This window comes from Vreelandella nigrificans (assembly GCF_002374315.1).
In the GTDB taxonomy this organism is placed as follows: domain Bacteria; phylum Pseudomonadota; class Gammaproteobacteria; order Pseudomonadales; family Halomonadaceae; genus Vreelandella; species Vreelandella nigrificans.
Genome location: NZ_NWUX01000018.1, coordinates 74,250 through 95,046 on the forward strand (window position 1 = coordinate 74,250; position 20,797 = coordinate 95,046).

Sequence of the window (20,797 nt, forward strand, 5' to 3'; positions counted from 1 at the left end):
CTACGAACTATTCCCTTGAGTTGACAACATTCAACAGTGCTTGCCGATTGGTGGCATGAAAGACAACCGGTTGCCCATTTTGCGCAATCGGGAGACTTATCTGATAGAGATGCTTACTCCCTGAAACCAGCGTGGCGATATTTTCCCGTTCCTCCGAACAGTTGCCACCGTCCAGTGCTTGCTCTTCATCAAACTGCTTGTAAAAATTCATTAATGGTTGATTACCTTCCTGCATATCCCTGACAGCGCATACACAACGTTCAGAGGCAATTTGGCAGGAAAGCTCAAAACGCTTATCAGGCAGGATGTCTTGGCTCTGCCTAAGGGCAGGCCCCAATACTTGAGCAATGAAAACAACCGCTTCTTGCTGTCGACTAATCTCATCTACCTTATTAAAGGTTGAGAAGGTGCTTAGAAATAGCTGCCCTGAGCCTAGGACAATAATGGTCCCAATGATCATGGCTACCATGAGCTCCACGAGAGTAAACCCGCGCTGTTTCATAATTGATGACTATCAGCAAAATTAGGGAGTCGAAAGTAGTACTCAAAGACAGTTGGCTCGCCTTCATCCGGTGGTGCACCCAGTATGACCGTAACGCGGAATTCACAATCAGCATCAGGCCCGCTGATACCACTGTTATTCCAGTGCGCTTCTCGCAACGGGTTTGAAGGGGTGTCACGCGACCATTCATCTCGCCACTTCTCCGCCACGCTACCGCTATCAATCGCGGTACAGTCAGGGTTATTTGCAAGTAGTGACCAGATAAGCTCCTGAGCATCGATAGCTGCGACACTCGCCATGGAGCGCTGATACGCTGCGCTGGCACTTTGCAGAGACTTCAGCTGCATCGCTGCCACCCCCAGCAAGCCAAACGCTAGAATAACGAGTGCCACCAGCACCTCTATAAGAGAAAAACCGCGCTGCTGCAGCATTACCAGCAGGCCTCGGGCAGGCGCACTCCTCTGGCATTGAGTGTGAGGTTGTCATTACAGCCATCAGGCCGGTTCGCTACCGCCGTGAGCAGATATCCCCCTTCACTGCTTCTATTATTTTCTACCCTGATGGTGTAATGACCTGCAGCTGAAAGGGGGCTAGAGATTCCACAATCATCATAGCGATATCTATTGGCATAGCAGCGTTCCATTTCGGAAGCTGCTTGTAGCAAGGCTGTGTGCGCGTCAGTACGTGTAGAGCGCTCAAGGTAGCGGGTATAATTGGGGTAAGCTATGCCTGCGATAATCCCGATAATGACTACGGCGATGAGCAGTTCAATAAGGGTAAAACCGCACTGTGGCTGACAAGCAATTCCAGTGCGGCGACTAGAAAAATAAAGCACTATGCAACGCTCTCGTATCAGTCAAATCATACTTCGAGTATGTCGTAAACCAATACGCTTTGCATCAATCGATGACAATCATTCACTGGCAATAACGCGCTCTCGTAGCTCTTTTGGCATAGAGAATGTGATGTTTTCCTCACGTCCTTGCAGCTCAATGGGAGCTTCTGCACCTAGCGCCTGTAATTTCTCAATCACACCTTTCACCAATACTTCCGGCGCACTGGCTCCGGCGGTTACGCCAATACGGTTAACGCCTTGAAGCCAATCTGGTTCGATTTGGTCAGCGTTATCGATCAGATAAGCAGGTGTCCCCATCCGCTCAGAAAGCTCGCGCAATCGGTTGGAGTTGGAGCTATTGGGACTACCAACGACCAGTACTAAGTCACTATCAGCAGCGAGCTCTCGAACAGCATCCTGACGATTCTGGGTGGCATAGCAGATATCGTTTTTACGCGGCCCTTGGATCTCTGGGAATTTTTGCCGTAGCGCGTCAATCACTTTGGCAGTGTCATCCATTGAGAGCGTGGTTTGGGTTACAAACGCCAGCACAGAAGGATCATTAACCTCTAGGTCGGCCACATCCTGCTCATCCTCCACCAAGTAGATATGACCGCCGTGAGAGGGGTCGTAACGCCCCATAGTACCTTCTACTTCGGGATGACCTTCGTGGCCAATCAGAATGCACTCCTGGCCACGCTTGGCGTAACGCAGCACTTCCATATGTACCTTGGTAACCAGCGGACAAGTGGCATCAAATACTTTGAGGCCGCGCTGCTCTGCGTCTCGCTGCACAGCACGAGAGACGCCGTGAGCCGAGAAAATCACGATCACATCATCGGGTACTTCATGGAGTTCTTCTACAAACACTGCGCCCCGCTCACGCAATGTCTCAACCACAAAACGGTTGTGAACTACCTCGTGGCGCACATAGATAGGTGGCCCAAAAACATCCAGCGCGCGGTTAACAATGTCGATAGCGCGGTCCACGCCAGCACAAAAACCTCGCGGATTCGCCAGTTTAATTTGTACCGGTTGTGTTGGCTGAGATGACTCTGATGACTGCATAAAAGCGCCTTGATGCGATAGCATCGCCTAGTAAATGAAACGGGCTAGTGTTTGGTGATGGGCGTCACATTCAACACATCTACTTCAAACGTCAACGTGCGACCCGCCAATGGATGGTTAAAATCCACATCCACACGATCACCATCAATGGTTTTGACCACACCTGGCAATTCCGTTCCTGCTTTATCAGCAAATGACATCACCATGCCAATTTCTGGTTCTTCGTCACCGAAATCAGCGCGTTTAAGGGTCTGGATATTTTGCGGATTATGCTGACCAAACGCATGCTCAGGGGTAATCTTAAAGGCGCCACTTTGGCCGGACGCCATACCTTTAATAGGGTGCTCAAAGCCAGGTGGCAAATTACCATCGCCATACTGGAAGGTAGCCGGGGCTTTCTCTTTGGTGGAATCCACTACCGTGCCATCTTCCAGCTTCAACGTGAAGTGCAGGGTAATTTCCATACCGTCGTCAATCAGGTAATCCATAGCGTTCCTCGCGGTCGTATGCAAAGGTTGTATCAGCAACATATCTGGGCGACGTTATGCGGCCTTCTTGCGGCGTCGATCACCCATTACCGACTCCCAAATTAACCCCACAGCTCCCAGGGTAATACCGATATCCGCCACGTTAAAGGCGGGGTAGTACCAGCCGGCAGCGTGGAACGACAGGAAATCCACGACATAACCATGTACCAAGCGGTCATATAGATTACCTAGGGCACCACCAATAATTAACGGCAGCGCAATCGCCAGCAGCTTTTCATCAGCTCTTATCCGGGAAAGCCATACGGATAAACCAACACTGGCTCCTACCGCAATAATGGCAAAAAACCAGCGCTGCCAGCCTGGATGATCGGCCAAGAAACTAAACGCCGCGCCGGTATTGTGTAGCAGCGTCAAATTGAAAAACGGCAGCACCTCAACGGGCTGGGCGTAGTTCAAAAAGTGGCTAGCCGCGTATTTGGTTAGTAAGTCCAGTACAACGACCGCCACCGCCAGCCACAGCCAGCGCAGCGGCCGCCGCATGGGCGGTCGCTGGTGTTTTTCGCTTACAGCTGGTGCGGTGTTAGGCATAGTAACGAATCTCACCACTGCCTTCGGGCAAGTTGCTAATACAGCGACCACACAAGTCAGGGTGCTCAGCATGCGTGCCTACATCAGCACGGTGGTGCCAGCAGCGCTCGCACTTTAGGTATTCGCTTCCGCTTACCATCACCTTCAGGCCATCAAGGTCGGTGCTTTCCGCGTTAGCGGCATCGGCAAGTGGCGCTAAATGCACTTCGCTGGTGAGCATAACGAAGCGCAGCTCGTCACCTAACTTAGCCAGCGTGGCGTTTAGCTCATCGCTCACGTAAAGCGTTACTTCCGCTGCCAGACTACCTTTGATGACTTTGGCATTACGGGCATCTTCCAGGCACTTGTTCACTGAGTGCTTTACTTCGAGCACTTGCTCCCAGAAGGCACGGCCCATGTCGGCACCCTCTTCCAGAGTACCAAGCCCAGTGTAGTAAGTTTCCAGCAGCACGCTGTCACCACGCTCACCGGGGATATGCTCGTAAATCTCCTCAGCAGTAAACGACAGAATCGGCGCCACCCAACGGCTTAATGCTTCAACCACGTGGTAAAGCGCGGTTTGAGCGCTGCGACGGGCCAGCGAGTCAGCTTGGGTGGTGTACTGGCGGTCTTTGATAACATCCAGGTAGAAGCCACCTAGCTCCCGTGCGCAGAAGCCGTGAACCTGCTGATACACATCTAGGAAACGATACTCCTCATAAGCTTTTTCAATACGCCCTTGCAGTTGTGCCGCACGGTCAACCACCCACTGATCCAGCGCCAGCATATCGCCAAAAGCAACCTGATCTTTAGCAGGATTAAAGCCGTTCAGGTTAGAAAGCAAAAAGCGTGCAGTGTTACGAATACGGCGGTATACGTCAGCGGTACGCTTTAAGATTTCGTCAGAAACCGCCATTTCACCAGAGTAGTCGGTAGATGCTACCCACAGGCGCAGAATATCAGCCCCTAACTTATCCATCACGCTTTGCGGCGCCACCACGTTACCAAGCGACTTAGACTGCTTACGGCCCTGTGAGTCGACGGTAAAGCCATGCGTGAGCAGTTGGCGATAGGGAGCATGACCATCAATCGCCGAGCCAGTCAGTAGCGAAGAGTGGAACCAGCCACGGTGCTGATCCGAGCCTTCCAGATATAGATCGGCACGAGGGCCGCTTTCATGGCCATAGGGGTGCGAACCGCGCAGTACGTGGCGGTGCGTAGTACCAGAGTCAAACCATACATCCAGCGTATCGGTGACTTTATCGTACTCCGCAGCTTCCGCGCCTAGAAGCTCAGCAGGGTCGAGTTTAAACCACGCCCCAATGCCTTCTTGCTCGACGCGCTTGGCGGCCTCTCCCATCAGCTCAACGGTGTTGGGGTGCAGCTCGCCGGTTTGCTTATGCAGGAAGAACGGAATAGGCACGCCCCAGTTACGCTGGCGAGAGATACACCAGTCTGGGCGATTGGCAATCATACTATGCAGACGTGCCTTGCCCCAGGCGGGCGTGAATTCGGTGGCTTCAATGCCTTCCAGTGCGCGCTCACGCAGGGTCTTACCGTCTTTACCTTTAATATCCATACCCACAAACCACTGGGCTGTGGCACGGTAAATAACCGGGGTTTTATGGCGCCAGCAGTGCATATAGCTGTGCGTGATCGGCTTATGCGCCATCAGCGCATTAACTTCACGCAGCTTCTCGACAATGTTCGGATTGGCTTTCCAGATCATCTGGCCGCCGAAGAACGGCAAGTCATCAATATATACACCGTTGCCTTGTACGGGGTTGAGCATGTCATCAAAGCTCATCCCATAAGCACGGCAGGTGTTAAAGTCGTCAACCCCGTAGGACGGCGATGAGTGAACAATACCGGTGCTACCAACTTCCGATTCGACGTAATCCGCTAGATATACCGGCGAAAGGCGATCATAAAACGGGTGACGGAAATTGATCAGCTCAAGGTTTTCACCCTGTGTAGTGGCAATCACCTCACCTTGCAACCCAAAGCGTTCCAAGCAGCTTTCCACCAGCTCTTCAGCCAGTAGCAACAGACGCTCGCCGGTATCTACCAGCGCGTAGGTAAACTCAGGATGAACGTTCAGCGCTTGGTTGGCAGGAATGGTCCAGGGCGTGGTGGTCCAAATCACGACAGCTGCAGGTTTGGATAATTCGCTTAAGCCAAAAGCCGTCGCTAACTTGTCGGCATCCTCTACCGGGAAGGCGACGTCGATGGCATCCGATTTCTTATCGGCGTACTCAACTTCCGCTTCCGCCAGCGCTGAGCCACAATCAAAACACCAGTTAACCGGCTTTAACCCTTTGAATACATAGCCCGCTTCAACCATCTCAGCCAACGCACGAATTTCGCCCGCTTCGTTGGCGTAATCCATCGTGCGATAGGGATGCTCCCAATCCCCAATAATCCCCAAGCGCACAAAGTCAGCTAGCTGGGTTGCGACCTGCGCGCCTGCGTATTCACGGCATAGCTCACGGGCTCTATCCGCGGCTAAGTGTTTGCCATGAGTGGTCTCTACTTTGTGCTCAATAGGCAGACCGTGGCAGTCCCAACCCGGCACGTAAGGCGCATCGAAGCCTGCCAGGTTTTTCGACTTAACGATAATATCTTTAAGAATCTTATTCAGAGCATGACCGATATGGATGCTGCCGTTGGCGTAGGGAGGGCCATCGTGCAGAACAAAAAGCGGCGCACCCGCACGAGAGTCACGCAGGCGCTGGTAGAGGTTCATATCCTGCCATTTTGAAACGCGTCCTGGCTCCTGCTTCGGCAGCATGCCGCGCATGGGAAAGTCGGTTTCTGGCAGGTTTAGCGTGTGCTTATAATCCATAGTCCGGTCAGCCATCGTTAGCATCGGCGGCATCATCCGCCGAAGAGAAATCAGAAGAAGCGGTCTCACGCCCAAGCGGGGCCGAGGCCAGCGGAAGAGAATTCATGCTGCCAGTATCCGCTGCCGAAAAATAACGACGCGCTCTGGCTCGATCGTGTTCAATCTGTGTTTTTAACGCTTGAAAATCGTCAAACTTCACTTCCCCGCGTAACTTGGCACAGGGGTAAACCGTTAGCCGCTGGCCGTAAAGGTCACCTGAAAAGTCCAGCAAGTGAACTTCCAGTGTGGGTCGCTTCGAGCCAACAGTGGGGCGAAAACCAACATTTGCCACACCAGAATAGCGTGCGCCATCCTTTAGCTCAGCTACCACAGCAAACACGCCACGCAGTGTTAAAGGCTGTGGCATCAACGGTAAATTGGCAGTTGGTACGCCTATCGTGCGACCCAGCTGCTGGTCGCGCACTACGCGCCCATGCAGTGAGTAAGGCCTACCGAGCAGGCGAGTGACAGCATCAAAATTACCGCTTGCCAGTAATGTACGCACCCGCGTGCTCGACACGCGCTCATCATCGACTTTAAAAGTACGCGTATGCTCAACGCCAAACCCTTCAACCTGGCCTACGGTTTCAAGCAGGTTAAAGTCACCTTTGCGGTCACAGCCAAAGCGGAAGTCATCGCCAACGACTAAATGCTTCACCCCTAAGCCATCAATCAGCACTTGATCGATAAACTCGCGACCGGTTAGGCTGCGCAGCGTATCGTTAAACGGCAAGCACAGCACCCGCTCGGCACCGTGGTCGCGCAGCAGGCGTACTTTCTCGCGTAGGCGAGTAAGCCTAGGCGGCGCTTGATCACCAGCAAAAAACTCCCGGGGTTGAGGCTCAAACACCACCACGGTCAGCGGTACATTAAGGCGTGCGGCATGCTCACGGCACTGCTCCAGGATCGCCTGATGGCCGCGATGCACTCCATCGAAATTACCGATAGTCGCAACACAGCCACGATGAGCTGCTGTCAGATTGTGCAGACCTCTAATGACGCGCATGGCACCTCTGCCGTTAAAAAAAGCGGTTTGATGTGACGACTGCCTGTCTCTACTAAACGGCAAGGCGTCCGATTATAACGAAGGCGCTGGCTAGGTACAGGCGAAGATTACCTTCGCCCTCCCCCTAACGGCTTATCTTTCGCCCTAACTGTTCATCTTAAAGTGTCGCAGACGCAGGCCAAGCACAGTCAGCCACACAAAATAAATCGCGCCCCCCATCACAACCAAACCCGTCACCCAGCGAATACGTTGCCACAGTTCAAACTCAAGCCACACCTGCCACTCAGGGGAGACAATATAAAGCGCAATACTCATCAATGCGCTACCACCGACCAGTTGGACTGCATAGCGACCCCAGCCTGGTTGGAAGACCAGCACCTTCTGTTGATACAGCAGGTATCCCAGCATGCCTGCGTTTAAAAATGCTGACAGCGCCGTAGCCAGTGCCAGGCCTGCGTGGGCTAATGGCCAAACCAGTAGCAGGTTAAACACCATGTTGGCCACCATGGCAATAATGCCCACCTTCACTGGGGTTTTCGTATCCTGGCGAGCAAAAAAACCTGGCGCCAGGACTTTAATCAACATAAAGGCCACCAAGCCGAATGCGTAGGCCCGCAGGCTCATGGCAGCCATCTGAATATCATGATCAGTCATTGCCCCGTAATGGAACAGGGTAATCAAGAAAGGTTCGGCTAACACCGCCAGCGCCAGGGCAGCGGGCACACCTAGCAGCAGCACAACGCGAATCGCCCAATCCAGCATCGCCGAAAAGTGCTCAGTTGATTTCTCAGCATGTCGTTTAGAGAGCGCTGGCAAAATAATCGTGCCAATCGCCACTCCAAAAACGCCAAGCGGTAGCTCAACTAGCCTATCCGAGTAGTACAGCCATGATACGCTACCCGCCACTAGCAACGACGCTAAAATAGTATCTAGCAATAGATTAATCTGCGAGACAGAAACACCAAACAGTGCAGGCGCCATGAGCTTTAAAATGCGCTTTACACCATCGTGGGCAAAATTGGGCCACGGCGTAGGCAAGAGCCCCAAGCGGAGTAAAAACGGTACTTGAAACGCCAACTGAGCAGCCCCTGCAATGAGCACGCCCCAGGCCAGTGCCATGGCTGGCTCTTCCATCAGAGGCATCAAGAACAGTGCCGCACCAATCAGCGAAAGATTGAGTAGCACTGGTGTAAAAGCAGGTACCGCAAAGCGGTTCCAGGTATTGAGCACACTACCCGAGAATGCCGTTAACGAAATCAGCAGTAAATAGGGGAACGTCAGGCGCAGCATATCGGCGGTCATCGCCAACTTTTCAGGATCGCGCCCAAAACCGGGGGCAAACACCCATACTAGCCAAGGCGCACCAAGCATCGCAAAGGCAGTTATCAGCGCCAGCATTGCCGTTAGGCTGCCAGCCACCGCATTTAGCAACTCGCGAATTTCCTGCTTGCTACGCTGAGTGGAGTACTCGGAAAGCACCGGCACAAACGCTTGATTAAACGCCCCTTCGGCAAACAAGCGGCGCAAGAAGTTAGGGATCTTGAACGCCACAAAGAAAGCATCTGCGCCGTTACCTGCCCCTAAAAACGTGGCCACCACTACATCACGCACCAGGCCCATCACTCGTGAGAGCATGGTCATGGCGCTAACCACTAACCCAGAGCGCATCAACCCGCGACGCTGAGGAGACATATTAGCTTGGGGCGGCGTATTAGCGGTCATTACTCAACTCAATCCATAGAGACACAAAGTTGCCTTGAGTGGCGTTTAGACACAAAAAAACCGGCCGCAGCCGGTTTTTTTTATGGCGCCTGCCGACTTACGCCGCCAGAGCCTTAATGCGCTTGTTCAAGCGGCTTTTCAGACGTGCTGCTTTCTTTTTAGAAAGAACGTCTTTGTCAGCGATGCGGTCAACAACCGGCTGCATGACTTTGAACTCTTCCATTGCTTTGCCATGGTCGCCGGTGTTGATCGCTTTGATCACACGCTTGATGTAGGTGCGGACCATGCTGCGCTGGCTAGCTTTCAGGACGCGACGAGTCTCGGCCTGGCGGGCGCGCTTGCGTGCTTGCTTGCTGTTCGCCACAGGTATCTCCTTGGAGAATAAAGGTTGCCAGTAAACGGCAACGGATTAACTATGTATTTGTCGACCATGCATTTGCCATAGCACGACATTTCCGTAACAACCAATTGATTCGAAAGCATTTTAGACGCTTCCAAATAGTGTAACGAGCAGTCTAAAGGCTGCCCGTTCACGGGTCTTGTCTGAGAGGATGGCGTAGTCTATCACGCGCAAAGCGGGCTTACTAGCAGTTGTCAATGCCTTTTAGAAGCTATACACCGGAATAGCAGGATCACGTATCATCTCTACAATTGCGCCCGGCGCGGCAACACTAACCCCATAGAGCTGGTCTTGCTCGGGGTAGTCTGTATTAGATACAGCGGTTTATTTCTACCCACTTCCTTGAATCCGCTCTCAGTTGCCTGCATATCAATCTGTAACACTTTTAATACGATGCAGAGTCTACCCATGTCGATTATTGATCCCCGTACAGGCAATCCGCTCACTGCGGAACCCACTACCAATAATGCCGGTAATGCTTCGGCAAGCACTGAGCGCCCTTCAGTCACGCCTGAGGAGGTCATCATTGAGTTAAGCGCGGGCAATATTCAGCAAGTGCTGGAAGCCTCGATGCAGGTTCCCGTGTTACTGGGCTCCTATTCACCCACCAGCAGCACTTGCACCACTCTTCTCTCAGTGCTGGAGAAACTAGCCGTTGAGTATGCAGGCGCTTTCCTGTTGGCCAAGCTAGATATAGCAGCTAATCCAGAGATTGGTGGTCAGCTCGGGGTAAGCTCAGTACCCGATGTAAAGCTGGTTAGCCAAGGTGGCTTGGTGGATGGTTTCCAGGGTGCGCTGCCTGAAAAAGAAGTGCGTGAGTGGCTAAACCGTTATTTCCCAGCCCCCGGTGATGCTCCTCCCAGCCCCGAAGATCAAGCAGAGGAGGCTCTGAGTACAGGCGATGCAGCCGCAGCACGTGAGATTTATCAATCTCTGGTTAGCCAGTATCCTGAGCATTACGCTTATCAGATCGGCCTTGCTCGTGCCCTAGTGGCCGAAAAGCGCGGCGATGACGCTCGTAGCGTGTTGGATAACTTACCCCCGGAGGAACGCGACGCAGCCCCTGCCCGTGGCGTGCGCGCCAGCATTGAGTTTAGCGAGCAAGCGCTGTCCACTGAAGAGGTAGCTGCTCTAGGTGAGCGCAACGACAGTGAAGCCCAGTACCAGCGTGCGCTGCGCCAAGTGGCAGATGGCCAATACGATGCAGGGCTAGAAGCACTGCTAGCCTTAATGAAACAGGACCGCGCCTATAATGATGACGCGGCCCGTAAAACGCTGTTGCAGGTATTCGATGCCTTGGGTGCCGACCACCCACTCACCGTGACCTATCGGCGTAAACTGTTTGCCCTACTCTATTAATCAGGCCTGATCTATTAGTCAAGCTTGTAGCAACTGATCCATACGCGCTAGCGCAGCCTCTAACTGAGCAGCGGTAGTGCCAAAGTTAAGCCTTACAAAACCAGGGCAACCAAACGCCGCCCCATCGGAAAGCGCTACGCCCGCCTGTTCAAGCAGTGCCTTAGCGGGCGAGTTTCCCAAGCCAGCTTGGCGCATATCTAGCCACGCTAAATAGGTAGACTCTGGGGCGCTTAGCGAAACACCTGGCCATAACGCAACCCTCGATTCCAAAGTAGCACGGTGGCTGCGTAGCTCGTTTAACAGCGCTTGCCGCCAAGGCTCCCCCTCCCGGTAGGCCGCCTCGGCGGCTACCAACCCCAACACATTACCATCCGGGAAAAAGCCTTTCGTAGCCGATGCAAAACGTTTACGCAGCGCGGCATCGGGAATCACCGCACAGGCACTGGTCAACCCTGCAAGGTTGAACGTTTTAGACGGCGCCCAGAGGGTAATCGTCCGTTTAGCTAGTGCAGGAAACATAGCAGCCAGTGGGCGATGACGCGCTCCCTCATCTAACAAAAGATCGCAATGCAGTTCATCAGATACCACAAAAAGGTCGTGGCGCTCTATTAGCTCCGCAAGTTGAGCAAGCTCCTGCTCGCACCATACGCGTCCGGTGGGGTTATGCGGATGGCACCACAGCAACAGTCGGGTTTGAGGCGTAATAGCGGCTTCTAATGCGGTAATATCCAACTGCCAAGGCTCGCCAGGGGACTTCGGCTCGGCTAACATCGCCTGCTGCGCCAACCGTCCTGTACGCTCCGCAACCGCCAAAAAGGGCGGGTAAATTGGTGCAATGGTGAGCACGCCCTCGCCCGGCTCCGTCAACGCCAGAGCCGCAAAGTGTAGTGCTGGAACTACTCCTGGTAGCCATTGCTGCCAAGCGGGTTCAATAAGCCAATCGTAATGGAGGGCGCTCCACTGGCACAGGGTTTCCGTTAACGTAGCGGGTACTTCACCATAGCCATAAACACCGTGCTCTACTCGCGCTTTTAGCGCATCGATCACCGCAGGCGGTGATCGAAAATCCATGTCAGCTACCCATAGCGGTAGCACATGGGCAGCGTAGTGATGCCATTTTTGCGATGCATATCCCCCTTCGGGGTGGCGCCGTTCAACGGGCGTAGCAAAATCAAACGCCATAACGATTCTCACTTATTTATGGGAGTAGATACTGAGCATGCCGCAGGATGACTTTTATACCAAGATGCGCGCCGGTCTCTCGGCACTATTGCGGCAGTGGCGCTCGCTTGGCCAAGCAGATGCCGATCAGCTCGCGCTGATTCTGGCCGAAACCGCCAGAGTTGCAAAGCTGGGGACCCCCGACACCACCCCAAGCGGCTCAACTCTTGAGCAGTGGAGCCGCGACGAGCAGGGTGAAATTCCGCTTTGGGCGCCACGCACTGCGGTGTTTCTACTGAACCAAATGCCTGCCCGCCCCATCCCGCAAAGCGATGCGGAGGCCTGCGCATGGGCGTACTGTTGGCTGCGCAATCGCTCCTTTGATTCACTACAAGCCGCCCATGATGGTCTCCCAGAGCATTTACAAGCACCGCTTCAAGATGCCCTAGAAGCCGCATGGCAGGATCAGCAAGGGCTTCGCTTGGTGTAAGTCGTTGGCACCCAACGGCGTTCGCTGAAAGCCTGCTGTTTTTTATGAAGGAAAGCATCGCATGATAGAAGTTCCGCTCACTTGGCAGCTGGCTAAACTAGGCCTTTCAATTGGCATGGTACTGGGGCTGGGCGTGATCGCTGTGCGCGCTAGCCCTCGCATTGCCGGGCTACTGGCAGGTTATCCACTGGGGACCGCGCTAGCACTTTTTTTCATCGGCTTAGAGCTATCTCCCGAGTTTGCAACCCAAAGCGCTGTGCACACGTTGGCTGGTTTTACTGCCACCATGGCCTTGGGTGCTGGCTATCTAGTGACGGGCCGTAGGTCGGGCATCAAAGGCGTACTGTACGGCGTAGTAGGCGGCCTTATCGCATGGCTGGGGGTTAGCAGTGTGCTTGCCCAGTTCAATTTTACTCGCGTGAGCGGTACGCTTGTAACGCTGTGTGCCATCGCCGTATTTAGCTGGCTGTTTCGCCGGATACCTGATACCAGAATCCCAGCGAGCAGGACGTTTTCCTGGCCTGCACTAGCGGCACGAGCAGGGCTTGCCACACTGATTATATTTATTATTACACGCCTTGCTCACTGGTTACCTCCAGAGTGGGCAGGCACTCTCGCAGCTTTCCCCATCACTATGCTGCCGTTTCTTCTCATCCTCCATTTAAATAGTGGTCATCAGCCAGTCGCCACTGTCATTAAGCACTACCCCATGGGGCTTGGTTCGCTGCTGAGTTACACACTATGTGTTTCTTTAACTTACAGCACTCTAGGGCTTTTATGGGGAACATTGCTAGGGTTCGCGACTGCGACATTGTGGCTGCTCGGGTGGATGCAATTCACTGCGTGGTATCAGCGTCGCGGCACTTGACCAAGCGCTCGCTAGGGGGTAATTCTGACTAACCTGCTAATGATAAGGATGCCCCGATGTTCACGCGCATGATTGAGCCGGCTTTTTACGACACTGATGCACTAGGCCATATTAACAATACCCGTTTACCAGCTTGGTTTGAGTTGGCACGCAATGACCTTTTCAAGCTATTTACACCGGATCTTAATCCCAAGCAGTGGCGCTTAATTATGGCCCGCATGGAAGTCGACTACCGCGCTGAACTGTTTTACGGCCACGACATCGAACTACGTACATACCTGACACGTTTAGGTACCAGCTCGTTTACGGTGACCCAGGAAGCACGGCAGCATGATACGCTGACCAATGTGGGTCATACCGTACTAGTGCAGTACGACCACCAAGGAAAACGTGCTGTGCCCATCGTGGGAGACCTACGCGATGCGCTATCGGCACACTTACACAGCGCGCCAACGCCTGCTTAACTCATACCCACCTTTTGGCGGGGCGCAGGGAGACTCCCATGGCAATCCGTTACAATCTTTGGATCGACCCTGACAATACGGCGCAGCACCGCGCCGTTGAAGCTGATCTTGAACGCTATTTTATCGAGCGCTTTGCTGACTATCCGCATATCCGCTTGTTCGGCGCAGACCCTTACGATTATGATGCCCCGTTCAATCGACTCTACGATGTGTTAATGGCGCGAGCCGCAGAGTACTGCGAGCGGACATGGCGCTATGTAGCATCACCAGAACAGCTTAATCGCTGCTTCTTCCGCGCCGTTGGCCGCTCAAATAAGTTTATTCAAGATGAACGATAGCGAGACATCAACGCAATGGTAATTCGCACCGATCAAGCGCCAGACGAGCGCCAGTTAGCTATTATCGCCCAACAGCTCGGACGCGCGCCCCGCGGTATTGAGGCCGTTGCAGCTACCGATGCAAAAGGCACTCCTCTCGTATTACGGATGGCGCCAATAGTCGACGGCAAACCGTTTCCTACGCTTTACTGGCTCTGCTCTGATCTGCTGAAAATCGAAATTTCACGTATTGAAGCAGTTGGCGTAATTAAGTCATTGGAACAACGGCTGCAAGAAGAGCCTGACTTCCTAGAAGCCTACCAGCAGAGTCACCGCGACTACGTGGCTGCACGCTGGGCATATATGAGCGATGCCCAGCGTGATGAGGTCACCAAGCTAGGCTACACCGACGTGCTCACCGAACGCGGCGTTGGCGGCATTAGCAACTGGCAGCAGGTACGCTGTTTGCACACCCAGTATGCACACCACCTATGTGGCAATAACGTCATTGGACAGTGGATGGACGAGCAGTATAACGTTCAGCATTGCCTAAGCTAATTGCTCAGCGAATAACTAAACTCTCGCTAGCCAGCGACTGATTTGTGATAAGGACGCCTTACCATGGCACGAATTTGTGTTTACCTCGGCTCCCGTGAAGGTAATACCCCCGCGTTTCGTCACGCGGCCAAAGCACTTGGCGGAGCTATTGCATCACGCGGACACACGTTAGTTTATGGCGGGGCACGCATTGGCCTCATGGGAGAGCTTGCCAACGCGGCGCTGGAAGCAGGTGGCGAAGTAATAGGCGTGATGCCCGACCACCTCGTCGAGCGAGAGCAGGCACACTTTGGCCTGAGCGAGCTAATACGCGTCCCCAATATGCATGAGCGCAAGGCCACCATGGCTGCAAATGCGGATGCGTTCATTGCCCTCCCAGGTGGTATAGGCACCTTTGAGGAACTGTTTGAAATTTGGACCTGGGGATATTTAGGCCTGCACGAAAAGCCCATGGGGCTACTCGATACTGAAGGCTTTTATGCTCCACTGCTGAGCTTTCTTGACAGCACCGTCAGCCACGGTTTTTTGGCCCAAACGACTCGCGACATGCTGATGGATGCACCCACGCCTGCACAGTTGTTAGATGCGCTAGAGGCACAGCTTATTTGAACGCTGGAGAGGCAGTTATCGAAAGGGGATTAACGCTTGCGGTTAGCGCACTCAGCCATGGCAAGAGTGCGCTGATAAGTGAGCTGTAGCAGACGCGCATCTTCTCCAGCACGATGACGATGGATACCACTCTCAGCAATGACAGCTTCCTTGGTGTCGCTCCATAGCTCCTGCTGCGCTTCGCTTAGCAAAATGCGCAGTGCCTCCAAGCGAAAACGCGGCAACAGCCCAGCATGGTGAAACAGCAGTGATAACCACGTGTTGTCGTAGCCCCAGCTATCGCTATACGCTTTTCCAAGTTCTCGCAGCTCATCATTAAGCCAATGTGCTACCTGGTGCACTGGATAACCCTCTTGCAGCAAGCGATCCCGAGAGATCCCATGCAACAGCTCTGCCTTAGGATCCCAATGGGTCCACTCGTCTAATGGCTGAATAAGAAACGCACAGCAACTACCGTCAGCACGTGCAATGCCAACTTCAATAGGGTAGCTGCCGCGCCCGAACCCGGACGCTTCAATATCTAACACTGTAGGTAGCGTCTCGGACACTGACTTCCTCATTCACTCATAATAGCGACTAACACTCATAATAGCGGCTAAGCCATGATAACGACTAAGCCATGATAGCGACTAAGCTGCGGTTAATGCAGCTTGTGGGCAATGATCAACGATGCGCTGCCAATAAGCAGCTTGCTCGCTATCCGCCACCAAACCTAACTCACCAAACCGATAAGCTCGGGCGAGTCGTTCAGCAGCCAAGAAGTGCCCTGACTGTGCAGCACGGGCATACCAGGTCACCGCATAATCTTCACGGCGCGGATACTGAGCGCAGCCGTGCTCATGGATTTTTGCAGCTTGATACTGAGATTTAATATCGCCTGCTTGAGCAGCTTCCAAGACATAGCGTGCTCCTCGCGCCTTATCTTGAGGCGACTGACCACGATGGAACAGCATGTGCCCATAAATAGAAAGCGCATCAGGATGTCCTGCCTCTGCACAACGTTTAAATAGCTGCATGGTTAAACGTTGAGTGCGCGGTGAGCGCGGCAGTAACCAACGAGTATGAAACAGCTGTTCAGCCAGACGAAATTCTAACCGAGTAAACAATGAAGATGCCTGCGGCATGGCAAACCACCCTGCCTATCTGTTGAGATCTTCGGCTAACGGTCATCCCACATTATTGACAGTTAACCATACGATAAACCGGCACGAGGCCGACCAATGGGCTGGCAAGCATACGCCTGCCTTTGCGCCGACTCAACCCTATTGATTTGCTGCTTTTGTAGAGCCTCGCTAACATGCCTCTCACACGTCGCCATTCGCGGCGATAAATACGGCTTATCCTGAGGCAATTCCACCTCTCCAAGGAGATGACAATGCAAACCCGCCCACTTGGCAGAACAGGCATGGAGGTTAGCCGACTCTGCTTAGGCACGATGACGTTTGGCGAACAGAATAGTGAAGCAGAAGCCCATGAGCAGCTAGATCGCGCAGTGGCCTTTGGGGTTAATTTCATTGATACCGCCGAGATGTATCCAGTTCCTCCCAAGGCAGATACCCAAGGCTTAACCGAGTCTTATATTGGTAGCTGGCTGAAAGCCCGCGGTGCCCGTGACGATGTCATTATCGCGACAAAGGCAGCAGGTCCAGGGTTAGAGCACATCCGCGGCGGCCCCAAAATGACTCGAGATCATCTCCATAAGGCCGTGGATGGAAGCCTAGCTCGACTCAAAACCGATTATATCGACCTCTATCAGCTGCATTGGCCAGAGCGTACAACCAACTTTTTCGGCAAACTTGGTTATACCCACGAAGAACAAGAAAATACCACACCTCTGGAAGAAACACTTTTAACACTAAAAGAGCTCGTGGACGCTGGAAAAGTACGCGCAATAGGCCTCTCTAATGAGACACCATGGGGTGTGATGCGCATGCTGCAGTTATCAGATCAGCTGGGCTTACCACGCGTCGCTTCTATTCAAAACCCTTACAATCTGCTGAACCGTACCTTTGAAGTTGGTCTCGCAGAAATTGCTCATCGTGAAGATGTCGGCCTACTCGCCTACTCACCTCTGGGCTTTGGCGTGCTATCGGGAAAATATCTCAATGGTGCACAACCGCCTAAAGGCCGCTTAACGCTCTATGAACGCTTTAAACGCTACACCTCACCAGAAGCTGAGGCCGCAACACAGGCATACGTGAATCTTGCCAAAGAGCATGACATTGACCCTGCCCAAATGGCACTGGCGTTTGTTAATAGCAGAAGCTTTCTGACTAGCAACATTATTGGTGCAACTACCATGGACCAGCTGGAAAGCAATCTGGCTAGTGAAAGCCTTAAGCTTGATGAAGAAGTGCTGACAGCCATCGACGATATTCATCGCCGCATGTCTAACCCGTGCCCGTAATAGCACCTGTGACTATCAAGCCAATAGCCTCGGCCAACGCCGAGGCTTGGTATAATCGCATCAGTTTTCATCTCTTTTCTGTCACGGCATAAGGAACACGATATGCTGAGCGTTATCTCCCCCGCCAAAACGCTGGACTTTGAAACACCTTCAACCACGGACAAAGTCACGCAGCCTAGCTTTCTCGACCACAGTAAGCCATTGATTAAAATTCTGCGTGATTATTCACCACAGCAGCTTAGTGACCTAATGGGAATTAGCGACAAGCTGGCAGGTCTCAATGCGGCGCGCTTTGCCGAGTGGCACCCCCCTTTCACGCTGGATAATGCCAAACCGGCCGCTCAAGCCTTTCAAGGTGATGTGTACACAGGTCTTGAGGCCACCTCCTTTAGTGATTCCGACAATCACTTTGCTCAACAACACCTTCGCATTTTATCGGGGCTATACGGCCTGTTGCGTCCATTAGACCTTATACAGGCCTATCGGCTGGAGATGGGTACCAAACTACCCAACGAGGCGGGAAATGACCTGTACATATACTGGAAGCCGACACTAACGCAGGCACTGAATAGTGCGATTTTGGAAAGTGGCTCCAAGGTACTCGTGAACCTAGCATCAAATGAGTACTTCAAAGCAATTGATATCAAAAAGCTGGATGCCCGGGTCATCACCCCCGTGTTTAAAGACGAGAAAAATGGCACTTTTAAAATTATCAGTTTCTACGCCAAAAAAGCACGGGGCTTGATGGGAGCTTGGATTATCAAACAACAAATCAACGACCCCGGGCAGCTAACCAACTTCAATGTGGCAGGCTACCGCTTTGACGCAGCCAGCTCGCAGGGCGATACGCTGGTCTTCACTCGCAAAGAAGCTGATCGCTGATGCCACTTCTTTAAAAAAACGTCACCGCACGGGGAGAGCGTGGCTTCAGAAAGCGCTGATGGACCTCTTTAAAAGTAGTTGTATCACATCGATTGAGCCACTCATAAGCTACCATATCTGCAGTAACTGCCACCGCACCATTGGCACAAGCACGTTCTCGAGCTAACCGTGCTTCGTCTCGGCGGCGGCTGGCTGTTGCTTCGCTAAGCCAGAAAACCTCATACCCCGCTTCTAGTAAGCCAAGTGCGCTCTGCAATACACAGATATGCGCCTCTGTCCCACATATCACTATTTGCCGCACACTCTGGGCTTGTAAGGTGTGAACAAACTCCGGCTCTTCCATAACGCTGAAATGGAGTTTTTGCCACACTTGGTGCTCACCCAATGTGCTTAACAATGCTGAAGCCGTGCCCCCTAGCTTTTCTGGATACTGCTCGGTTAACCAAACCGGCACCTGCAACGCATTGGCAACGCCTGCCATCCAGGCCGCCTCCTCGAGAGCGAATTCACTACCCTCAATAACGGGCAGTAGACCAGCTTGGAAATCGACTATTAGCAACAGGCTTTGCTGATGATGTAAGCGCACTTTTTTTACCCTATTTTTGTCTTTATAAACATTCTCGGAATAACGTTCATACCAGCTTACACGGTAAACTAGCTACTTCTCATTTTCTACATAACGCTTATGGGCGTATAACCCCACTCCCTACATCTTCACTGGAGAATAGAATGTTACGACAATTTTTTGCCATGCTGCTGATCAGCGTCATGGGCTTTAGCGCAGCCATTGAGCACGCCGAGGCTCGCCGTATGGGCGGAGGTGGAAACGCAGGTAGTATGTCGCGCTCAGCAGACCGTCCTGCGAGTACACCAGCCCAACAACAGCAGGCTCAAGGTGCTCAGCAACAAGGCCAAGCAGGTGCCGCAGCGGCACGTAGAGGCGGAATGGGAGGAATGCTGGGCGGCTTGCTAGCCGGTGGCTTAATTGCAGCGCTATTCTTTGGTGGCGCCTTCGATGAGCTGCGTATTATGGATCTGCTCGTCGTGGTCGGCATGGCTGCCTTAGCAATCTTCGCCTTCCGTGCATTTATAAGGCAGCGGCGCCCTGCGTCTGCTGGAACAGTAGCGGGCTATCAGCGCGAACAGCAAGAAGCCGCACCCGCCTCATCAAGCTTCACTGCTGCACCTGGTAGTTTAGCTGGCGGTCTGCAAAGTACACCTAGCTGGTTTGATAAAGAGCGCTTTTTAGGTGGTGCCAAGGAGCACTTCACGACACTTCAACGTGCTTGGGATAACAATGACTTCAGCCAAATCCAGGAATATGTCACGCCAGAACTGTACAACCTGCTACGCCAAGAGCGCGCCGAACACCCAGTGAATAACCGCACCGAGATTATAAAGCTATTTGCTGAGCTTGGTGATGTTAAAGAATACGATGGGCACGCTGAAGCAACAGTCATTTTCCATGGTGTCATCGAAGAGAATAACGAGCAAACTGAGTTCAATGAAACCTGGCATCTAACGCGTGCAATGCGTGATGAGGCGCCTTGGTACTTACAAGGTATAGAGCAAAACCCCAGCGCTTAATCCCAGAAGCCCCTGCGGTCATGCCCTTATTTTTCACACGCTATTAATACAAAACAGCCGCTTAGAGCGGCTGTTTTAATATGCAGATATAAAAGTTGGTTGTTGGCTCAACCTCTACGGCAGAAGCTTAATTCTCGGCGGCGTCTTCAATACTCTCGCCCATTTCTTCGATACTTTCACCGGCACTTTCCATGCTTTCATCAATGCTTTCGCCAGCTTCTTCTGCAGGACCTTGATTATCACATGCAGCCAGTCCACCCACCATCATCGCCATTAATAGTGCCACTGCCAGCTTCTTCATCAACTGCATACTCATATCGTCTCTCCTCCTGAGAATATAGCGCTTCATGGTAGCACTTTAGGATACGCACCCTCTCATACTAGGCGCTGCCTCACGTGCGCACCAGCTTAGTCTAGTAACCTCTTGTTATTAAATTTATTAAAACGATTGTATTTAAGGAAGATTATGCATTAGGTGTAAAGGGCAATAGTAAATTCAAACCATAAAAAAATCCCCCAAGGCATCAGCCCTGGGGGATTTTTCGTATAAGTGCCTGACGATGACCTACTCTCGCATGGGGAGACCCCACACTACCATCGGCGCTAAGCGGTTTCACTTCTGA

25 protein-coding genes and 1 rRNA gene are annotated in these 20,797 nt (G+C 52.7%); 10 read left to right on the top strand and 16 right to left on the bottom strand.

What is annotated here, in order from left to right:
• Window positions 1–7: 7 nt before the first annotated feature.
• From CPA45_RS16850 to rpsT, 10 genes are all read right to left on the bottom strand, one after another.
• On the bottom strand, window positions 8–502 hold the full coding sequence (locus CPA45_RS16850; RefSeq protein WP_096653499.1) for a PilW family protein: 495 nt from the start codon (window positions 500–502) through the stop codon (window positions 8–10).
• A complete protein-coding gene (pilV, locus tag CPA45_RS16855; protein WP_096653500.1) occupies window positions 499–933 on the bottom strand; it encodes a type IV pilus modification protein PilV in 435 nt (144 codons plus the stop codon). Before pilV ends, CPA45_RS16850 begins: the two co-directional genes overlap by 4 nt.
• Window positions 933–1,337 carry a type IV pilin protein gene (locus CPA45_RS16860; RefSeq protein ID WP_165771574.1) on the bottom strand — a complete coding sequence of 135 codons (405 nt, stop codon included), beginning with the start codon at window positions 1,335–1,337 and terminating at the stop codon, window positions 933–935. The genes pilV and CPA45_RS16860 overlap by 1 nt, the downstream gene beginning before the upstream one ends.
• Window positions 1,338–1,415: 78 nt before the next feature.
• Window positions 1,416–2,405, bottom strand: coding sequence for a 4-hydroxy-3-methylbut-2-enyl diphosphate reductase (gene ispH, locus CPA45_RS16865; protein WP_208858539.1), 990 nt, complete (start codon window positions 2,403–2,405; stop codon window positions 1,416–1,418).
• Between the two features lie 44 nt (window positions 2,406–2,449).
• Window positions 2,450–2,893 (bottom strand): FKBP-type peptidyl-prolyl cis-trans isomerase, encoded by a 444-nt coding sequence (gene fkpB / locus CPA45_RS16870; RefSeq protein WP_096653502.1) that lies wholly within the window; start codon window positions 2,891–2,893, stop codon window positions 2,450–2,452.
• A 54-nt stretch (window positions 2,894–2,947) separates the two neighbouring features.
• Window positions 2,948–3,481: a signal peptidase II gene (gene lspA / locus CPA45_RS16875; protein ID WP_096653503.1), complete on the bottom strand. Its 534-nt coding sequence runs from the start codon at window positions 3,479–3,481 to the stop codon at window positions 2,948–2,950.
• Window positions 3,474–6,305: an isoleucine--tRNA ligase gene (gene ileS, locus CPA45_RS16880; protein WP_208858540.1), complete on the bottom strand. Its 2,832-nt coding sequence runs from the start codon at window positions 6,303–6,305 to the stop codon at window positions 3,474–3,476. Before ileS ends, lspA begins: the two co-directional genes overlap by 8 nt.
• A gap of 7 nt (window positions 6,306–6,312) precedes the next feature.
• Window positions 6,313–7,350 carry a bifunctional riboflavin kinase/FAD synthetase gene (gene ribF / locus CPA45_RS16885; RefSeq protein WP_096653508.1) on the bottom strand — a complete coding sequence of 346 codons (1,038 nt, stop codon included), beginning with the start codon at window positions 7,348–7,350 and terminating at the stop codon, window positions 6,313–6,315.
• A gap of 144 nt (window positions 7,351–7,494) precedes the next feature.
• Complete coding sequence (murJ, locus tag CPA45_RS16890; protein ID WP_096653510.1) at window positions 7,495–9,072, bottom strand: murein biosynthesis integral membrane protein MurJ; 1,578 nt, start codon at window positions 9,070–9,072, stop codon at window positions 7,495–7,497.
• 97 nt (window positions 9,073–9,169) lie between these two features.
• Entirely contained in the window at window positions 9,170–9,436 is a 267-nt protein-coding gene (gene rpsT, locus CPA45_RS16895; RefSeq protein ID WP_009097974.1) for a 30S ribosomal protein S20, read from the bottom strand.
• Between the two features lie 444 nt (window positions 9,437–9,880).
• Between rpsT and CPA45_RS16900 the strand changes: the two genes are divergently transcribed.
• Window positions 9,881–10,831, top strand: coding sequence for a co-chaperone YbbN (locus tag CPA45_RS16900; protein WP_096653512.1), 951 nt, complete (start codon window positions 9,881–9,883; stop codon window positions 10,829–10,831).
• Window positions 10,832–10,849: 18 nt separating this feature from the next.
• Here CPA45_RS16900 and CPA45_RS16905 read toward each other — a convergent pair whose 3' ends face one another.
• A complete protein-coding gene (locus CPA45_RS16905) occupies window positions 10,850–12,013 on the bottom strand; it encodes a MalY/PatB family protein (protein ID WP_096653514.1) in 1,164 nt (387 codons plus the stop codon).
• A 37-nt stretch (window positions 12,014–12,050) separates the two neighbouring features.
• Between CPA45_RS16905 and CPA45_RS16910 the strand changes: the two genes are divergently transcribed.
• The 6 genes from CPA45_RS16910 to CPA45_RS16935 all read left to right on the top strand — a co-directional run bounded on the left by CPA45_RS16910 (window position 12,051) and on the right by CPA45_RS16935 (window position 15,298).
• Window positions 12,051–12,482 (top strand): hypothetical protein, encoded by a 432-nt coding sequence (locus CPA45_RS16910; RefSeq protein WP_096653516.1) that lies wholly within the window; start codon window positions 12,051–12,053, stop codon window positions 12,480–12,482.
• Between the two features lie 61 nt (window positions 12,483–12,543).
• Window positions 12,544–13,350 (top strand): hypothetical protein, encoded by an 807-nt coding sequence (locus tag CPA45_RS16915; protein WP_096653518.1) that lies wholly within the window; start codon window positions 12,544–12,546, stop codon window positions 13,348–13,350.
• Between the two features lie 56 nt (window positions 13,351–13,406).
• The gene (locus CPA45_RS16920; RefSeq protein ID WP_096653520.1) at window positions 13,407–13,814 is read left to right on the top strand and encodes an acyl-CoA thioesterase; all 408 of its coding nucleotides are present in this window, start codon (window positions 13,407–13,409) and stop codon (window positions 13,812–13,814) included.
• 38 nt (window positions 13,815–13,852) lie between these two features.
• Window positions 13,853–14,152, top strand: coding sequence for a hypothetical protein (locus CPA45_RS16925; protein WP_096653522.1), 300 nt, complete (start codon window positions 13,853–13,855; stop codon window positions 14,150–14,152).
• Window positions 14,153–14,167: 15 nt separating this feature from the next.
• On the top strand, window positions 14,168–14,689 hold the full coding sequence (locus CPA45_RS16930) for a DUF501 domain-containing protein (protein WP_078088837.1): 522 nt from the start codon (window positions 14,168–14,170) through the stop codon (window positions 14,687–14,689).
• 63 nt (window positions 14,690–14,752) lie between these two features.
• Window positions 14,753–15,298, top strand: a complete 546-nt coding sequence (locus CPA45_RS16935) for an LOG family protein (protein ID WP_078088838.1) — start codon at window positions 14,753–14,755, stop codon at window positions 15,296–15,298.
• A gap of 29 nt (window positions 15,299–15,327) precedes the next feature.
• On the opposite strand, the gene CPA45_RS16940 is transcribed toward CPA45_RS16935, so the two are convergent.
• Both CPA45_RS16940 and CPA45_RS16945 read right to left on the bottom strand, forming a co-directional pair.
• Window positions 15,328–15,846: a hypothetical protein gene (locus tag CPA45_RS16940; protein ID WP_096653524.1), complete on the bottom strand. Its 519-nt coding sequence runs from the start codon at window positions 15,844–15,846 to the stop codon at window positions 15,328–15,330.
• Window positions 15,847–15,927: 81 nt separating this feature from the next.
• Entirely contained in the window at window positions 15,928–16,422 is a 495-nt protein-coding gene (locus tag CPA45_RS16945) for a tetratricopeptide repeat protein (protein WP_096653526.1), read from the bottom strand.
• Window positions 16,423–16,673: 251 nt separating this feature from the next.
• Between CPA45_RS16945 and CPA45_RS16950 the strand changes: the two genes are divergently transcribed.
• A complete protein-coding gene (locus CPA45_RS16950) occupies window positions 16,674–17,705 on the top strand; it encodes an NADP(H)-dependent aldo-keto reductase (RefSeq protein WP_096653528.1) in 1,032 nt (343 codons plus the stop codon).
• Between the two features lie 102 nt (window positions 17,706–17,807).
• A complete protein-coding gene (gene yaaA / locus CPA45_RS16955) occupies window positions 17,808–18,587 on the top strand; it encodes a peroxide stress protein YaaA (protein WP_096653530.1) in 780 nt (259 codons plus the stop codon).
• A 10-nt stretch (window positions 18,588–18,597) separates the two neighbouring features.
• On the opposite strand, the gene CPA45_RS16960 is transcribed toward yaaA, so the two are convergent.
• A complete protein-coding gene (locus tag CPA45_RS16960) occupies window positions 18,598–19,173 on the bottom strand; it encodes an isochorismatase family protein (protein ID WP_096653532.1) in 576 nt (191 codons plus the stop codon).
• A 143-nt stretch (window positions 19,174–19,316) separates the two neighbouring features.
• Here CPA45_RS16960 and CPA45_RS16965 point away from each other — a divergent pair, with 143 nt between their 5' ends.
• Window positions 19,317–20,174 carry a Tim44 domain-containing protein gene (locus CPA45_RS16965; protein WP_096653534.1) on the top strand — a complete coding sequence of 286 codons (858 nt, stop codon included), beginning with the start codon at window positions 19,317–19,319 and terminating at the stop codon, window positions 20,172–20,174.
• A gap of 127 nt (window positions 20,175–20,301) precedes the next feature.
• Here the strand turns inward: CPA45_RS16965 and CPA45_RS16970 are convergent, their stop codons facing one another.
• On the bottom strand, window positions 20,302–20,490 hold the full coding sequence (locus CPA45_RS16970) for a hypothetical protein (protein WP_096653536.1): 189 nt from the start codon (window positions 20,488–20,490) through the stop codon (window positions 20,302–20,304).
• A 236-nt stretch (window positions 20,491–20,726) separates the two neighbouring features.
• A 5S ribosomal RNA gene (rrf, locus tag CPA45_RS23290) occupies window positions 20,727–20,797 on the bottom strand; the annotation flags it as partial.

What these genes read in the sequence shown, in the direction of transcription:
- CPA45_RS16850 (WP_096653499.1), bottom strand. Translation starts at nt 502, where the DNA reads ATGAAACAGCGCGGGTTTACTCTCGTGGAGCTCATGGTAGCCATGATC.
- pilV (WP_096653500.1), bottom strand. Translation starts at nt 933, where the DNA reads ATGCTGCAGCAGCGCGGTTTTTCTCTTATAGAGGTGCTGGTGGCACTC.
- ispH (WP_208858539.1), bottom strand. Translation starts at nt 2,405, where the DNA reads ATGCAGTCATCAGAGTCATCTCAGCCAACACAACCGGTACAAATTAAA.
- fkpB (WP_096653502.1), bottom strand. Translation starts at nt 2,893, where the DNA reads ATGGATTACCTGATTGACGACGGTATGGAAATTACCCTGCACTTCACG.
- lspA (WP_096653503.1), bottom strand. Translation starts at nt 3,481, where the DNA reads ATGCCTAACACCGCACCAGCTGTAAGCGAAAAACACCAGCGACCGCCC.
- ileS (WP_208858540.1), bottom strand. Translation starts at nt 6,305, where the DNA reads ATGGATTATAAGCACACGCTAAACCTGCCAGAAACCGACTTTCCCATG.
- ribF (WP_096653508.1), bottom strand. Translation starts at nt 7,350, where the DNA reads ATGCGCGTCATTAGAGGTCTGCACAATCTGACAGCAGCTCATCGTGGC.
- murJ (WP_096653510.1), bottom strand. Translation starts at nt 9,072, where the DNA reads ATGACCGCTAATACGCCGCCCCAAGCTAATATGTCTCCTCAGCGTCGC.
- CPA45_RS16900 (WP_096653512.1), top strand. Translation starts at nt 9,881, where the DNA reads ATGTCGATTATTGATCCCCGTACAGGCAATCCGCTCACTGCGGAACCC.
- CPA45_RS16905 (WP_096653514.1), bottom strand. Translation starts at nt 12,013, where the DNA reads ATGGCGTTTGATTTTGCTACGCCCGTTGAACGGCGCCACCCCGAAGGG.
- CPA45_RS16910 (WP_096653516.1), top strand. Translation starts at nt 12,051, where the DNA reads ATGCCGCAGGATGACTTTTATACCAAGATGCGCGCCGGTCTCTCGGCA.
- CPA45_RS16915 (WP_096653518.1), top strand. Translation starts at nt 12,544, where the DNA reads ATGATAGAAGTTCCGCTCACTTGGCAGCTGGCTAAACTAGGCCTTTCA.
- CPA45_RS16920 (WP_096653520.1), top strand. Translation starts at nt 13,407, where the DNA reads ATGTTCACGCGCATGATTGAGCCGGCTTTTTACGACACTGATGCACTA.
- CPA45_RS16925 (WP_096653522.1), top strand. Translation starts at nt 13,853, where the DNA reads ATGGCAATCCGTTACAATCTTTGGATCGACCCTGACAATACGGCGCAG.
- CPA45_RS16930 (WP_078088837.1), top strand. Translation starts at nt 14,168, where the DNA reads ATGGTAATTCGCACCGATCAAGCGCCAGACGAGCGCCAGTTAGCTATT.
- CPA45_RS16935 (WP_078088838.1), top strand. Translation starts at nt 14,753, where the DNA reads ATGGCACGAATTTGTGTTTACCTCGGCTCCCGTGAAGGTAATACCCCC.
- CPA45_RS16945 (WP_096653526.1), bottom strand. Translation starts at nt 16,422, where the DNA reads ATGCCGCAGGCATCTTCATTGTTTACTCGGTTAGAATTTCGTCTGGCT.
- CPA45_RS16950 (WP_096653528.1), top strand. Translation starts at nt 16,674, where the DNA reads ATGCAAACCCGCCCACTTGGCAGAACAGGCATGGAGGTTAGCCGACTC.
- yaaA (WP_096653530.1), top strand. Translation starts at nt 17,808, where the DNA reads ATGCTGAGCGTTATCTCCCCCGCCAAAACGCTGGACTTTGAAACACCT.
- CPA45_RS16965 (WP_096653534.1), top strand. Translation starts at nt 19,317, where the DNA reads ATGTTACGACAATTTTTTGCCATGCTGCTGATCAGCGTCATGGGCTTT.
- CPA45_RS16970 (WP_096653536.1), bottom strand. Translation starts at nt 20,490, where the DNA reads ATGAGTATGCAGTTGATGAAGAAGCTGGCAGTGGCACTATTAATGGCG.